13 protein-coding genes and 1 pseudogene are annotated in these 13,295 nt (G+C 74.5%); 7 read left to right on the forward strand and 7 right to left on the reverse strand.

The annotated features are described in order from the left end of the window. Positions 1–23: 23 nt before the first annotated feature. Positions 24–776, reverse strand: coding sequence for a dienelactone hydrolase family protein (locus tag AC1C2W_RS12840; RefSeq protein ID WP_495413279.1), 753 nt, complete (start codon positions 774–776; stop codon positions 24–26). Between the two features lie 196 nt (positions 777–972). Here AC1C2W_RS12840 and AC1C2W_RS12845 point away from each other — a divergent pair, with 196 nt between their 5' ends. Further along, on the forward strand, positions 973–1,437 hold the full coding sequence (locus AC1C2W_RS12845; protein ID WP_495389614.1) for a GNAT family N-acetyltransferase: 465 nt from the start codon (positions 973–975) through the stop codon (positions 1,435–1,437). On the opposite strand, the gene AC1C2W_RS12850 is transcribed toward AC1C2W_RS12845, so the two are convergent. After that, entirely contained in the window at positions 1,421–2,776 is a 1,356-nt protein-coding gene (locus AC1C2W_RS12850) for an MFS transporter (RefSeq protein WP_495389615.1), read from the reverse strand. The two genes, AC1C2W_RS12845 and AC1C2W_RS12850, sit on opposite strands and share 17 nt — an antisense overlap. Before the next feature lie 63 nt (positions 2,777–2,839). Here AC1C2W_RS12850 and AC1C2W_RS12855 point away from each other — a divergent pair, with 63 nt between their 5' ends. The 5 genes from AC1C2W_RS12855 (at position 2,840) to mqo (ending at position 7,839) form a co-directional block, all read left to right on the forward strand. After that, positions 2,840–4,069, forward strand: a complete 1,230-nt coding sequence (locus tag AC1C2W_RS12855) for a GNAT family N-acetyltransferase (protein WP_495413280.1) — start codon at positions 2,840–2,842, stop codon at positions 4,067–4,069. A gap of 76 nt (positions 4,070–4,145) precedes the next feature. Continuing rightward, positions 4,146–4,763 carry a TetR/AcrR family transcriptional regulator gene (locus tag AC1C2W_RS12860; RefSeq protein WP_495389617.1) on the forward strand — a complete coding sequence of 206 codons (618 nt, stop codon included), beginning with the start codon at positions 4,146–4,148 and terminating at the stop codon, positions 4,761–4,763. Beyond that, positions 4,760–5,446 (forward strand): pyridoxine/pyridoxamine 5'-phosphate oxidase, encoded by a 687-nt coding sequence (locus AC1C2W_RS12865; RefSeq protein ID WP_495389618.1) that lies wholly within the window; start codon positions 4,760–4,762, stop codon positions 5,444–5,446. The genes AC1C2W_RS12860 and AC1C2W_RS12865 overlap by 4 nt, the downstream gene beginning before the upstream one ends. Further along, positions 5,437–6,159, forward strand: a complete 723-nt coding sequence (locus tag AC1C2W_RS12870; RefSeq protein WP_495389619.1) for a maleylpyruvate isomerase family mycothiol-dependent enzyme — start codon at positions 5,437–5,439, stop codon at positions 6,157–6,159. Before AC1C2W_RS12865 ends, AC1C2W_RS12870 begins: the two co-directional genes overlap by 10 nt. A gap of 111 nt (positions 6,160–6,270) precedes the next feature. Continuing rightward, positions 6,271–7,839, forward strand: a complete 1,569-nt coding sequence (gene mqo / locus AC1C2W_RS12875) for a malate dehydrogenase (quinone) (protein WP_495389620.1) — start codon at positions 6,271–6,273, stop codon at positions 7,837–7,839. 29 nt (positions 7,840–7,868) lie between these two features. Here mqo and pntB read toward each other — a convergent pair whose 3' ends face one another. From pntB to AC1C2W_RS12890, 3 genes are read right to left on the reverse strand one after another with little or no spacing between them, the layout of a single operon-like run. Then, positions 7,869–9,308 carry a Re/Si-specific NAD(P)(+) transhydrogenase subunit beta gene (gene pntB / locus AC1C2W_RS12880; RefSeq protein WP_495389621.1) on the reverse strand — a complete coding sequence of 480 codons (1,440 nt, stop codon included), beginning with the start codon at positions 9,306–9,308 and terminating at the stop codon, positions 7,869–7,871. Further along, a complete protein-coding gene (locus tag AC1C2W_RS12885) occupies positions 9,305–10,888 on the reverse strand; it encodes a Re/Si-specific NAD(P)(+) transhydrogenase subunit alpha (RefSeq protein ID WP_495389622.1) in 1,584 nt (527 codons plus the stop codon). The genes pntB and AC1C2W_RS12885 overlap by 4 nt, the downstream gene beginning before the upstream one ends. Before the next feature lie 11 nt (positions 10,889–10,899). Continuing rightward, positions 10,900–11,358: a pyridoxamine 5'-phosphate oxidase family protein gene (locus AC1C2W_RS12890; protein WP_495389623.1), complete on the reverse strand. Its 459-nt coding sequence runs from the start codon at positions 11,356–11,358 to the stop codon at positions 10,900–10,902. Positions 11,359–11,641: 283 nt separating this feature from the next. Here AC1C2W_RS12890 and AC1C2W_RS12895 point away from each other — a divergent pair. After that, positions 11,642–12,007, forward strand: a pseudogene (locus AC1C2W_RS12895) (GDSL-type esterase/lipase family protein); the annotation flags it as partial. On the opposite strand, the gene AC1C2W_RS12900 reads toward AC1C2W_RS12895, so the two are convergent. Both AC1C2W_RS12900 and AC1C2W_RS12905 read right to left on the reverse strand, forming a co-directional pair. Continuing rightward, on the reverse strand, positions 11,906–12,181 hold the full coding sequence (locus AC1C2W_RS12900) for a hypothetical protein (protein ID WP_495413281.1): 276 nt from the start codon (positions 12,179–12,181) through the stop codon (positions 11,906–11,908). The pseudogene AC1C2W_RS12895 and the gene AC1C2W_RS12900 overlap by 102 nt on opposite strands. A gap of 140 nt (positions 12,182–12,321) precedes the next feature. Then, positions 12,322–13,239: an NADP-dependent oxidoreductase gene (locus AC1C2W_RS12905; protein WP_495389625.1), complete on the reverse strand. Its 918-nt coding sequence runs from the start codon at positions 13,237–13,239 to the stop codon at positions 12,322–12,324. Positions 13,240–13,295: the final 56 nt, after the last annotated feature.

Raw genomic sequence — 13,295 nt, forward strand, 5'->3', positions numbered from 1 at the left:
GCCGTCCGGGTGGACGACCGGCGTTACCAGTCCTCGGCCTGGGCCGGCGCGAGATGCCGGGCGAAGAAGCGGACGGTGGAGTCGATCTCGAACGATGGCATCTCGCCGTGCCCGCCGGGGTTGGCGTGCAGCGTCTTCTCCGCCGAGCCCAGGGCGTCGAACAGAGCCAGCCCCTGCTCCCGCGGCACCCGCTCGTCGTCCCACTGCAGCAGGAACTCGACCGGCACGCTGATCCGGCCGACGTCCTGCGCGGACACCAGCGCCCCGCCGAGCCCTAGCACCGCCGCCCGCACCCGCGGCTCGGCGGCGACGAACGGGACGCCGAGGCCGCAACCCAGCGACACGCCCCAGTAGCCGACCGGGCCCCGCCCCACCTGCTCGAGCCGCTGCACGGCGTCGAGCACGGCCCGCCACTCCGGGACGGTGCGGCGCGCGACGCGCGCCTGGAACGCGGCGACCAGGGGTGCGAGGTCCTCCCCGGCGTCGACGCTCTCCCGGTTCCGGGTCGCGATGCGATCGAGCTCGGCGTCCTTCGGCCGGTCGCCGTGGCCTGGCACGTCGACCGCCACGACGGCGAAGCCGCACTCGGACACGAAGCGCCGGGCGCGGGCGACGACGCCCGGAGCCCGCTTGTGCTGCCCGCCGCCGTGCCCCATGAGGATCACGGGCCGGGGGCCGACGCCGACCTCCGGCGACCACAGCACGCCGGGGATGTCGTCGAGGAGGAAGAGCTGTTCACGGACGCCGTCCGACGACGTCTCACTGCGGAAGCGCATGGCGCCACCTGCCTTTCGGGATGCTCTGCGGGCGCTCCCTAGGCGATGCGCGGGAGGGAGCCCCGACCTGTCAACGCACGGATCGGACTCACCTCCCTCGTTGTCACACTTACCATCGGCGCGCACTCCGTCGTCGCCGGTGCGCAGCGCCGAAAGTACCACCCGGTGCGGGCCGGCGCTGGTAGTTTTCCGAACCGTGCCCGACTCCCCCGCCGCCCGCATCCGCTTCCGCCCCGCCACGCGCGCCGACCTGCAGCGCGTGGTCGAGCTCATCGCCGACGACGCCGTGGCTGCGGCGCGCACCGGCAGCTACGGGCCGGCGCACGAGGCCGGGTTCGACGCGATCGAGTCGAGCCCGAACGACGAGCTGGTGGTCGCAGAGCTCGACGGCGAGGTCGTCGGCGTGATGCAGCTGACGTTCGTGCCCGGCATCTCCCGCAACGGCGCCACCCGCCTGCTGGTCGAGGCGGTGCGAGTCGACGCCCGCCTGCGCGGGCAGGGGCTGGGCCGCGCCCTGATGGAGCACGCGCACACCCGTGGCCGCGAGCGCGGCTGCGTGCTGGCGCAGCTCACCTCGGACAAGCAGCGCCCCGACGCGCACCGCTTCTACCGGTCGCTCGGGTACGCGCAGTCGCACGAGGGGTTCAAGCTGCCCCTGTGACGCCCGGCCGTCGCACGTCCCGGATCCCGACCATGCTCACCAGGCCACCGAGCACGAGCAGGCCGGCCGTGACGAGCAACGCTCGGTGGAACGACGCGACGTCGAGGACCCCGCCGAGGATCACCCCCGCGAACGCGACCGTCAGCAGGCCCGCCACGCGCGAGACGGCGTTGTTCACCGCCGACGCGATCCCCGCGTCGGTGGGCGGGGCCGCCCCGAGGATCGCGGACGTGAGCGGCGCCACCGTGATGGACAGCCCGAGCCCGAACACCAGCATGCCCGGCAGCACCTGCGTGAGGTAGGTCGCGTCCGCGTCCATTGTGAGGAGCAGCAGGTAGCCGGCCCCGGCGACGATCGGGCCGACGGTCATGAACCAACGCGCCCCGTGGCGGGCGGCGAGGGTGCCGAACCTCGTGGACAGCGCGAGCATGGCGACGGTCGAGGGCAGCTGCGCCACCCCGGCGGCCGTGGCCGAGTACCCCGCGACCTGCTGCAGGAACAACCCCAGCACGAACCCGCCCAGCGAGAGCGCACCGTAGACGGCGAACGTCGCGACGTTGCCCCACGCGAAGTTGCGCGCGGCGAACAGGCGGGGCGGCATCATCGGGTCGCGTGCGCGCCGCTCGTACACCACGAACCCGACGAGCAGCACGGCGCCGACGACGACGGCCGCCCAGGTCCGCTCGATCAGCCCGAAGACGGCCACCGCCAGCCCGGTCGCGGCGAGCACCGCCCCCGGCACGTCGAGCCGGCGCCCGGTCGTGTCCCGCACCTCGGGCACGGTGCGCAGCAGCACGATCGTGACGACGACGACCGGCAGGTTGATCCAGAACACCCAGCGCCACGACAGCAGGTCCACGAGCCCGCCGCCGACGAACGGGCCGACGATCATCGCCGTGCCCGTCCACGCCGTCCATCGTCCGATGGCCCGCCCCTGCGACTCGCCGTCGAACGTCGAGATGATGAGCGCCAGCGAGCTGGGCACCAGCAGGGCGCCGGCCACGCCCTGCAGCAACCGGGCCCCCACCAGCACGGGTCCCGTCGGCGCGAGGGCGCACAGCACCGACGCCGCGGCGAAGCCAAGCAGCCCGGCCACCAGCACCCGGCGCCGCCCGTACAGGTCCGACAGCGAGCCCGCGAGCAGGATGAGCGAGCCGAGCGTGACCAGGTAGCCGTCCACCACCCACTGCTGCAGGCTGAGCCGCGCCTCGCCGGTGCCGCCGAGCTCGTCCCCGATGGCGGGCAGCGCGACGTTCACCACGGTGCCGTCGAGGAACGACACGAACGAGGCGAGGATCGCGACGACGAGCACGCGCCGCTGCAGCGAGGTCACGGCCACGCGGACCACGCTACGGTGCAAATCGCGGTGACGCCCTGGCCGGGCCGCGCTAGCGTCGCCGTCGTGACCCTCGAGATCCGCCGCAGCACGTTCGCCGACGTCCCCGCCGCCCGCCGCCTCGGCGCCGAGGCGTTCGGCGTCCCCACCCGCCCGGCGCCGGCGCCTGATCCCGACGCCTGGCCCGCGCCGAACAGCCGGCCGTGGGTGGTGACGGACGACGGCGAGCTCGTCGCCGAGCTGGGGGTGCGGTCCTTCACCTCGTGGTTCCACGCCGCGCGAGTCCCGACCGCCGGCCTGGCGGGCGTCACGATCGCGGCGGAGCGACGCGGGGAGGGCCTCCTGCGTCCGCTCGTCGCCGCGGCCCTGGCGGAGGCCCGCGCGCAGGGCGACCTGATCTCGACGCTCTACCCGACGTCGGCGGGGGTCTACCGCAGCCTCGGGTACGAGGTGGTCGGTTCGTTCGACGACGTCCACGTCCCGATGTCGGCGCTCGCCACGGTGCGCACACCGGCGGACGGCGTGCGGGCCCGGCGCGCGACGGCGACCGACGTGCCCGCGATCGCCCGCGTGTACGAGACCTGGGCCCGTGCGCAGAACGGGTCCCTGTCCCGCGCCGAGCCGCCGTTCGCCATGGAGCCGGGCGACATGGTCGGGCCCGACGCCGACTACACGGGCGTGAGCCTCGCCGTCGCCGGCGCGGGGCCGGGTGAGCAGGTGCTCGGCTTCGCGAGCTGGTCCCGCGGGTCCGGGTACGACCGGACGAACACCATCGAGGTGGACGACCTCGTCGCCCTCGACCCCGACGCGGCCCGCGCCCTGTGGCGGGTGCTCGGCTCGTTCGCGTCCGTCGCCGGCGGCGTGCAGCTCGCGACGTCGGGCTCCTGGTCCGGCGCCGACGTGTCACGGCTCGTGCTGCCCGACCACGCCGCCACCACGAGCAGCCGCCCGTACATGCTGCGCCTGCTCGACGTGGCCGGCGCGCTCGGGGCGGCGCGGCTCGCGCCGGTCAGCGCCCGCGTGCCCTTCGCCGTGGCCGACCCCCGCACCCCGGACCTCGAGGGGGCCTGGACCCTGGACGTCGCGGACGGGCGCGCGCGCGTCGTGCCCGACGCCGACGCCAGCACCGGCGACCGGCCCACCTTCACCTCGGCCGGGCTGGCGCAGTCCTACGCGGGCGCGCAGTCGACGGCGAACCTGCGGCTCGCGGGCGGGCTCACCGGGCCCGCCGGGCACGACGCCGTGTGGGACGCCCTGTGGGGCGGGCGCCAGGTGCACGTGCGCGACTACTTCTGACCCGTTCCGACCGCGCCGCGGGTCCGTCTCAGGCTGGCCCTAGCCAACGTACCTAGAGGTAGGTATGTTGGATGTCATGAGCACATCGACCGACGCGCGTGAGCGGCTCGTCGCCGCCGCGCAGGAGATGTTCGCCGCACAGGGGGTGGGCCCCACCAGCCCGCGCCAGGTGCTGCAGTCCAGCGGGGTGGGGCAGGGCAGCCTCTACCACCATTTCCCCACCAAGCACGACCTCGCCGTCGCCGCCGTGGGCGCCACCGTCGAGGAGGCTCTCACCGCGGCGCGACGCGACCTGGAGGGCGACGGGACCACCGACATCGGCGATGCGCTCCATCGCGTCATCGCCTACGTCGAGCGGCCCCGCGACGCCCTCGCCGGGTGCAAGGTCGGCCGCCTCACCAGCGACCAGGCGGTCATGGACGACGACGGGCTGCGCGACGTCGTCACCGCCTACTTCGTCCGGCTGCTCGACACCGTCGCGGCCACCCTCCGCGAGGCCGGGCTGCCCGACGACGACGCCCGCGACCGCGCGCACGCCGCCGTCGCCGTCGTGCAGGGCGGGTACGTGCTCGCCCGCGCCACCGGCGACCCGGAGGCCATGCGCGCCGCCGTCCGCGGGTTCGTCACGATCCTGGCGGACACGGGACGACACGACACGACACCGCACGACACCGCACGACAGGAGACCGCATGACCTTCCGTGAGCGCCTGCGCGCGCTGCCCACCTTCCCGCCCGGCCTGCCGCCGTTCGGCGTCGACCTCGACGACCTCGCCACCGCGCCCGCCACGCCGCAGGAGATGTTCGCGCGCTGGTTCGACGACGCCCTCGACGCCGGGATCGGCGCCCCGCACGCCGCCACCCTGTCCACGGCGGACGCCGAGGGCCGCGTGCACGCCCGCACCCTCGTGATCAAGGACGTCACCGGCGAGGGCTGGTGGTTCGCCGGGCACGGGTCCAGCCCCAAGGGCCGCGACCTTGCGGCGAACCCGCACGCGTCGCTCACCACCTTCTGGCGGGAGCTCGGGCGCCAGGTGCGCATCACGGGCCGCGCCACGTCGGCAGGTCCGGAGGCGGGCGGCGCGGACTTCCGGGCACGTCCGGACGGGTCGCGCGCCGCCGGTCTGGTGGGCCACCAGAGCGAGCCGCTCGGCTCGCGCCAGGAGTACTGGTCGACGTTCGCCGACCGGCTTGCCGAGGCACAGGCAGACCCCGAGCTCACGGCGCCCACCTGGACCTCCTGGGTACTCGCGCCCGCCTCGGTCGAGTTCTGGCAGGCGAGCGACGACGCGGGGCAGTCCCGCCTGCGCTACGCGAGCACCCCGAACCCCGAGAACGACATCGCCCCCGCCTGGACCAAGGAGCTGCTGTGGCCGTGAACCGCCCCGACGTCGGGATCGACGCCGCCCTCGCACACGCGCTGTCCGACGCCGACGCCGCGCTCGGCGCGCTGATCGCCGTCGCGGAGACGCTCCCCGATGACGGCGGCGCGCAGCCGTCTGCGCTGGAGGGCTGGACCCGCGGGCACGTGCTCTCGCACGTCGCGAACGTCGCCTCCGCGCTCGCCCGCCAGGCGGAGTTCGCCGCCCGCGGCGAGAAGGTCGCTCCCTACGACGGCGGCAGGGCCGGGCGCGACGCCGGCATCGAGGCGGGGGCGAGGCGTTCGATGCCCGAGCACGTCGCCGCACTCTCCGCGGCACGCGCCCGCGCCGCCGCCGCCTGGCCGGAGCCGGGCGACGGGCTCTGGTCGGCGCCGGTCGCGTACCGCGACGGCACCCTCGCCGACGCGCTGCTCGCCTGGTGGCGCGAGGCGCGCATCCACGCCGTGGACGCGACGGCAGGCCTGGGGTCGTCGGCCCTGGGATACGACACGTGGGACGACGCGTTCTGCGCGCACCTACGCGACTTCCTGTCGATCCGGCTGCCGGAGGGCGCCGGCGCGCGCGTCGAGCTCGTCGGCGACATGCGCGACGTCGCCGCCTGGCTCGCCGGACGCGAGGCGGGCGGGCCGGTCTCGGCCGCTCGCGAGGGCGCCGCGGTGCCGCTGCCGGAGCTCGGGCCGTGGCCGTCGTCGACCGCCCCGACGCCCTGACCTGGCCCGTCATCCGAGGCTGATGTGACCTACATCACTGCAGGTCACAGGCCTGTGTGAGGTTGCTCTCACTGTTTGTGACAGTTTTCACGCACGACGTATGGTGGGCCGGTGACTTCGCGTGCTACGACCCGTCTCCCGGCCCAGGTGACCCCGCAAGGGGACGACGTCGACGTCGTCCTCATCGGCGGCGGGATCATGAGTGCCACTCTCGGCACGCTGCTCCAGAAGCTCGAGCCGACGTGGTCGATCCGGATCTACGAGCGGCTCGACGAGGTGGCCCAGGAGTCCTCCAACCCCTGGAACAACGCCGGCACCGGGCACGCCGCCCTCTGCGAGCTGAACTACACGCCGGAGCGCAAGGACGGCTCGATCGACATCACCAAGGCGGTGGCGATCAACGAGCAGTTCGAGATCTCTCGTGAGCTGTGGCAGCACCTGCTCGCCACCGGCCGCCTCAAGGACGACTCGTTCCTCAGCCGCACGCCGCACATGACGTTCGTGCGGGGCGAGAAGAACGTCGACTACCTGCGCCGGCGCCACGAGGCCCTCCGCGTGCACCCGCTGTTCCGCGACCTGGAGTACAGCACCGACCGCGCCACCGTCGGCCGCTGGGCGCCGCTGCTCACCGCGGACCGCGACGCCGACGAGCCGATCGCCGCCACCCGGTCGACCTCGGGCACCGACGTCGACTTCGGCAACCTGACCCGCCAGCTCGTCGACGCCCTCGTCGCGAACGGCGCGGAGCTCACGCTGCAGCACGAGGTGAAGACCCTCAAGCGCACCAAGGACGGCCGCTGGCGCCTGCGCGTCAAGGACCGCTCCTGGAACGCCGTCGACCGCACCAGCACCGTCACCGCCAAGTTCGTGTTCGTCGGCGCGGGCGGCGGCGCGCTGCCGCTGCTGCAGTCCGCGGGTATCCCGGAGATCAAGGGCTTCGGCGGCTTCCCCATCTCGGGCGAATTCCTGCGCACCTCCGACCCGGAGCTCGTGGCGCAGCACCAGGCCAAGGTCTACGGCAAAGCCGACGTCGGCGCGCCGCCGATGTCGGTGCCGCACCTCGACACCCGCGTGGTCGACGGCAAGACCTACCTCATGTTCGGCCCGTACGCCGGCTTCAGCCCCAAGTACCTCAAGCAGGGCAAGTACCTGGGCCTGATCACCTCGCTGCGGGCGCACAACCTCACGTCGATGCTCGGCGCGGGGCTGAAGAACCTCGACCTCACCCAGTACCTGGTGGGCCAGCTCGCGGCGTCCCCGGAGACCAAGTTCCAGGCCCTGCAGGCGTTCATGCCGGCCGCACGCCCCAAGGACTGGGAGAAGCTCACCGCCGGGCAGCGCGTGCAGGTCATCAAGCGCGACGCCGGCGGCAAGGGCGTGCTGCAGTTCGGCACCGAGATCGTCACGGGCGCCGAGGGCTCGATCGCAGGCCTGCTGGGCGCCTCCCCCGGCGCATCGACCGCCGCGTCCGCCATGGTCGACCTGCTCGAGAAGTGCTTCCCGTTCCGGTTCACCAAGTGGCGTTCCGAGCTCGCGTCCGTGATGCCGAGCATCGACGACGTCCCCGGCGACGCCAGCACGATCGACGCCACGCCCGTCCCGGACGCGACGCCGTACCTGCACGCCGACGGCGTGCTCGACGCCGCGGTGTACGAGTCGCAGGCGGACTCGCGGCTCTGACGATCAGCGCGAGCTCACGGGTCTGACGGTCACAGCGACTGGATGATCTTCTCCACCTGTTCCTTGGCGTCCCCGAAGAGCATCTGGGTGTTCTCCCGGAAGAACAGCGGGTTCTGCACGCCCGCGTAGCCGGTGGCGAGCGAGCGCTTGAAGACCACCACGTCGCGCGCCTTCCACGCTTCGATGACCGGCATCCCCGCGATGGGCGACGACGGCGCGTCCTGGGCGGCCGGGTTCACCGTGTCGTTCGCGCCGACGACGAGCACCACGTCGGTGCCCGGCAGGTCCGGGTTGATCTCGTCCATGCCGAGCACCACGTCGTACGGCACCCGCGCCTCCGCGAGCAGCACGTTCATGTGGCCCGGCAGCCGCCCCGCCACGGGGTGCACGCCGAACCGCACCGTCACCCCGCGCGCCTGCAGCCGTTGGGCCAGGTCCGCGACCGGGTGCTGCGCTTTCGCCACCGCCATCCCGTAGCCGGGTACGACGACGACTGACCGGGCGGCCGTGAGCAGGCCGGCCACCGCGTCCGGCGTCGTCTCGCGCACCTCGCCCCCGGCGTCGGCGCCCGGAGCGGTGCCGGAGCCTGTGCCGGTACCGGCACCCGTGCCGAAGCCGCCGAGCACCACCGACCAGAACGACCGGTTCATCGCCCGGCACATGAGGTAGCTGAGGATGGCGCCGGACGCACCCACGAGGGCGCCGGTGACGATGAGCAAGTCGTTGCCGAGCGTGAACCCGGCGGCGGCCGCCGCCCAGCCGGAGTACGAGTTGAGCATCGAGACGACGACCGGCATGTCGCCCCCGCCGATCGCCGCGACCAGGTGCCAGCCCAGCGCGAGCGCGACCAGCGTCATGAGCAGCAGCGGCACGAGGGCGGCCCCCACCCCCGGCCCGGCCGAGAGGAACCAGGCGAGCAGGCCGCCGCACGCGACGAGCGCCACCAGGTTGAGCAGGTGGCGCGCGGGCAGCGTCAGCGGCGCCGACGGCAGCCGCCCGGACAGCTTGCCGAAGGCGACCACGGAGCCGGTGAAGGTCACCGCACCGATCAGCACCCCGAGGAACACCTCGACGCGGTGCACGGTGTCCACGCCGGCGCCCGCGGCACCCACCGCCGGCTCAGCGAGGAACGACCCGAACCCGACCAGCACGGCCGCCAGCCCCACGAACGAGTGCAGCAGCGCGATGAGCTCGGGCATCTGCGTCATCTCGACGCGCCGCGCCCGCCACGACCCCACGGCCGCGCCGACCACGAACACCAGCAGGATCAGCCCGGCGGTCACCTGCCACGGGCGCTCCGAGCGCTCGAGCGCCAGCGCGACCGTGGCGGCGAGCGCCAGACCCATGCCGAGCATGCCGAGCACGGTGCCGCGGCGCGCCGACTCCTGGGCGGACAGCCCCGCGAGGGACAGGATGAACAGCACGCCGGCGACGAGGTAGACGGCCTGGGCGATCGCCGTCACCGTCATGACGCACCCCCGCCCCGCACGTCGGCCGCCGGTGCCGCACCGGGATCCGCGTCCTCGCGACGGAACATGCCGAGCATCCGCCGCGTGACGAGGAACCCGCCGAAGACGTTGACGCTCGCCAGCGCCGCGGCGACGACGGCGAGCGTCGTGACGACCGGCGAGGAGTCGCCGATCTGCAGCAGCGCGCCGACCATGATGATGCCGCTGATCGCGTTGGTCTGGGCCATGAGCGGCGTGTGCAGCGCGTGCGTCACGTTCGAGATGACGTAGAAGCCGACGACGACCGCGAGCGCGAACACCGTGTAGTGCCCGACGGCGTCGGGCGGCGACGCTGCGACCACCAGCCCCACGAGCACCGCGGCCAGGGCGGCGAGCACGGTCCGGCGGCGGTGGCGCAGCCCCGCGGGGGCAGCCGGGGCCGGCTCGGCCTCCGGTGGTTCGGGGGCGGGCGCCGCCGAGACCTGCACGGGCGGCGGGGGCCACAGCACCTGCCCGCCCGTGGCCACGGTCATGCCGCGCACCACCGGGTCGTCGAGGTCCACCTCGACCCGGCCGTCCGCGCCGGGCGTGAGCAGAGTGAGGAGGTTGACGACCACCGTGCCGAGCAGCCGCGAGCTGTGCTGCGGCAGGCGGGCGGGCAGGTCCGTGTACCCGAGCACCACGACGCCGCGGTCGGTCACCACCCGCCGGCCGGGCTCCGTGCCCTCGCAGTTGCCCCCGCCGGAGGCCGCGAGGTCGACCACGACCGAGCCGGGCCGCATCGCGTTGAGCATGGCCCAGGTGATCGTGGTGGGCGCGGTGCCGCGCACGAGGGCGGTCGTGACGACGACGTCGGCCGCCGCGGTCTGCTCGGCGTACGCGCGCAGCGCCGCCGCCTCCTGGTCCGCACTCTGGGCGCTGGCGTAGCCGTCGGCACTGACCTGCTGCGTCGCGTCGGCCGCGCGCACGACGCGCGCCCCCAGCGATTCGATCTGCTCGGCCGCCTCGGGCCGCACGTCGAAGGCGTAGACCTCGGCGCCGAGGCTGACGGCCGTGCCGATCGCCGCGAGGCCGGCGACGCCCGCGCCGATGACGAAGACCCGCGCGGGCGGCGTGGTGCCCGCCGCCGTCACCTGGCCGGCGAACATGCCGCCGAACTCCTCCGCGGCCTCGATCACGGCGCGGTAGCCCGCCACGTTCGACAGCGCCGAGAGCACGTCCAGCGCCTGCGCGCGGGAGATCCTCGGCACCGCGTCGAGCGCGAGGGCGGTGACGCCCCGGGCGGCGAGCGCGCCGAGCAGTTCCGGGCTCGTCGCGGGGGCGAGCTGCGAGACCAGCGTCGCGCCGGGGCGCAGCAGGTCGAGCTCGGCGGCGTCGGGCGCCTGCAGCGTCACGACGACGTCGGCCGCCCACACGTCGGCGCGGTCGGCCACGCGGGCCCCCGCCGCCACGTACTCGTGGGCGGGCAGACGGGCGCCGTCGCCGACGCCGGGCTCCACGACGACGTCGTGGCCGAGGTCCACGAGCCGGCGCGCGGCGTCGGGGGTGACGGCGACGAGTCGCGGGTCCGCGCCCGCCGCGCGGGGGACGCCGAGACGCATGGCGCCCTCCCTCAGCGCGCGGTGTCGGACGGGGTGTCGGCCGCGCCACCACCCGCGCCACGCAGCGCGCCCCACGCCGTCCAACGGTCGACGTCGACCACCGCCGTGACGCGGGCCATCTCGCGCGCCGCGTACGGGTTGCCGGTGTAGTGGCGCGCGATGCGGTCGGTGTCCGCGAGGTCGACGTCGTCGCGCCAGGCGGTGACGCGACCGAGCAGCGTCACGTGCGTGTACCAGTCGTCGTCCAGCACGGTGAGGCTCACGTGCGGGTTTGCTCGCAGGTGCTCCACCCGCTTGCGCGTGGCATCGAGGTTGACCAGCACCTGTCCGCCGCCCTCGCCGTCCTCCTCGAGCAGGTACCAGGTGGCCGCCGTCACCGGGCTGCCGTCCGGACGGACGACGCCGATCACGGCGGGCTGGGGGCGGCGCAGCAGGTCGAGCACGGGGGCCGGGAACGGTGGACGGGGCATCTTCGACTCCTCAGAGACAGGCACGCGAGAGACAGGCGCGCGACGGGGCACAGGACCAGGCGGCTCCACGCTGACGGTACGCCCTGGACGTGCGCGAATGCGCGTGGCCGGGCCGTGTCGTCCCCGGGCCAGGGTGACCGGCAAGCGCTTCCCGCTCGGGTTGCGGCGTGGCCGACGGATCGAGGACCCGAGACATGCCCGGTAGCACGTGCACCGTCCACATCGCCGGCGACTCACCGCCGCGCCCAAGGGGCGGGCCGCCGCGCCCGAGACGGGCTGGGGCATGGCCCTGCCCTGGTACCTCGTCGACTCGGTCGCCGTGGCGAACCGCGCCCGCAACGGGCGCAGCGCCAAGAGCTTCGTCGTGCAGGGCAGGCTCGACGCCCTGGCCCGCGACCTGAGGCCGGACGACGTGCTCCTCGTGCAGTTCGGCCACAACGACGCGAAGGCGGCGGACCCCGAGCGATACACCGAGCCGTGGACCTCCTACACCGAGCACCTGGCGCGCTACCTCGAGGCCGCGCGCGCCGCCGGGGCGCGCCCGGTGCTAGCGACGTCGGTGGAACGCCGCGGGTTCGACGACGCCGGCCGGGCCGTGCCCGCCCATGGCGAGTACCCCGCCGCGATGCGTGCGCTCGCCGCGCGCGAGGACGTGCCCCTGGTGGACGTGCAGCGCGACTCGCTCGCGCTGTGGCAGGAGCTCGGACCGGAGCGCACCCTGCACCACTTCTTTCCACGCCGACGACGGGCGCCGGGACAACACCCACTTCAACCCGCCCGGGGCGGGCGCCGTCGCGCGGATCGTCGCGACCGGGCTCGTCACCACCGGCGTCCTCGCCGGCGACGAGGTGCGCCGCCTGGACGAGGACGTGCCCGACGCATGGTTCCGGTGGCTCGTCGGCGAGCCCGCCTGACGGCGGGACCCGCGCGGCCCGACCCCGGTCGGGTGCCCGGCAGTACGGCTCAGCCGCCGATCCGCACGATCGTCTTCCCGGGGACCCGACGCGGGGCGGCGAACGCCGCCGGCGCCTCCTGCAGCGGGACGACCGCACCGACCACCGTCCGGAGGCGCCCCTCCCGCACGCGGCCGACGAGCCCGGCAAGCTGCGCCCGGTCGGGCTCGACGACGAAGAAGACGGCGCGCCCGTCGGCGGGTCGTGCCTCCGGCGGCCCGGTGATGGTCACCAGGGTGCCGCCCATGCGCACCAGCGGGACGGAGCGGACCCCGACGTCCCCGCCGATGACGTCGAAGACGAGGTCGACCTCCCCGACGTCCGCGAGGTCCTCGTGCTCCAGGTCCAGGTAGTCGTGGGCGCCGAGGTCGAGCGCGAGGTCCCGGTCGCGGGCGCGCCCCGTGCCGATGACGTGCGCGCCGACGTCGCAGGCGAGCTGCGTCACGACCGAGCCCACGCCCCCGGCGGCCCCGTGTACCAGCACGCTCTGGCCCGCTTGCAGGCGCCCGTGCACGAACAGGCCCTGCCAGGCGGTGAGGCCGGAGACCGGCAGGCTCGCCGCCACGGTGTGGTCGACGTCCACCGGCAGCGGGGCCAGGTTGCGCGCCTCGACCGCGACGAGCTCGGCGAGGGTGCCGTCACGGGTCCAGTCGGCCAGGCCGAACACGCGCTGGCCCACCGTGAGGCCGGTGGTCCCGTAGCCGAGCCCGGCGACCACGCCGGACAGCTCGTGCCCGGGGATGCTCGGGGTGCGGTCCCGCCCCGCCCGGTCGGTCCAGGTCCCGGGCCACTCGAGCTCGCCGGGCGTGAACCCGGACGCGTGCACCCGGACGATCACGTCGTTCTCCGTCGCGTGGGGCGTCGGGCGCTCGGCGAGCGCCATGCCGGCCACACCGGCTTCCTGGTCGTCGACGACGATGGCCTGCATGGTTCTCCTCCGGTCGATCGGCCCTCATGAGCCTGACGAGAGCCTGACGACACAGC

Source organism: Isoptericola sp. Y581 (assembly GCF_059445475.1).

Bases quoted from the DNA above. Each gene is read 5' to 3' on its own strand.
- AC1C2W_RS12840 (WP_495413279.1), bottom strand. From the start codon at position 776: ATGCGCTTCCGCAGTGAGACGTCGTCGGACGGCGTCCGTGAACAGCTC.
- AC1C2W_RS12860 (WP_495389617.1), top strand. From the start codon at position 4,146: ATGAGCACATCGACCGACGCGCGTGAGCGGCTCGTCGCCGCCGCGCAG.
- AC1C2W_RS12865 (WP_495389618.1), top strand. From the start codon at position 4,760: ATGACCTTCCGTGAGCGCCTGCGCGCGCTGCCCACCTTCCCGCCCGGC.
- pntB (WP_495389621.1), bottom strand. From the start codon at position 9,308: ATGACGGTGACGGCGATCGCCCAGGCCGTCTACCTCGTCGCCGGCGTG.
- AC1C2W_RS12885 (WP_495389622.1), bottom strand. From the start codon at position 10,888: ATGCGTCTCGGCGTCCCCCGCGCGGCGGGCGCGGACCCGCGACTCGTC.
- AC1C2W_RS12890 (WP_495389623.1), bottom strand. From the start codon at position 11,358: ATGCCCCGTCCACCGTTCCCGGCCCCCGTGCTCGACCTGCTGCGCCGC.
- AC1C2W_RS12905 (WP_495389625.1), bottom strand. From the start codon at position 13,239: ATGCAGGCCATCGTCGTCGACGACCAGGAAGCCGGTGTGGCCGGCATG.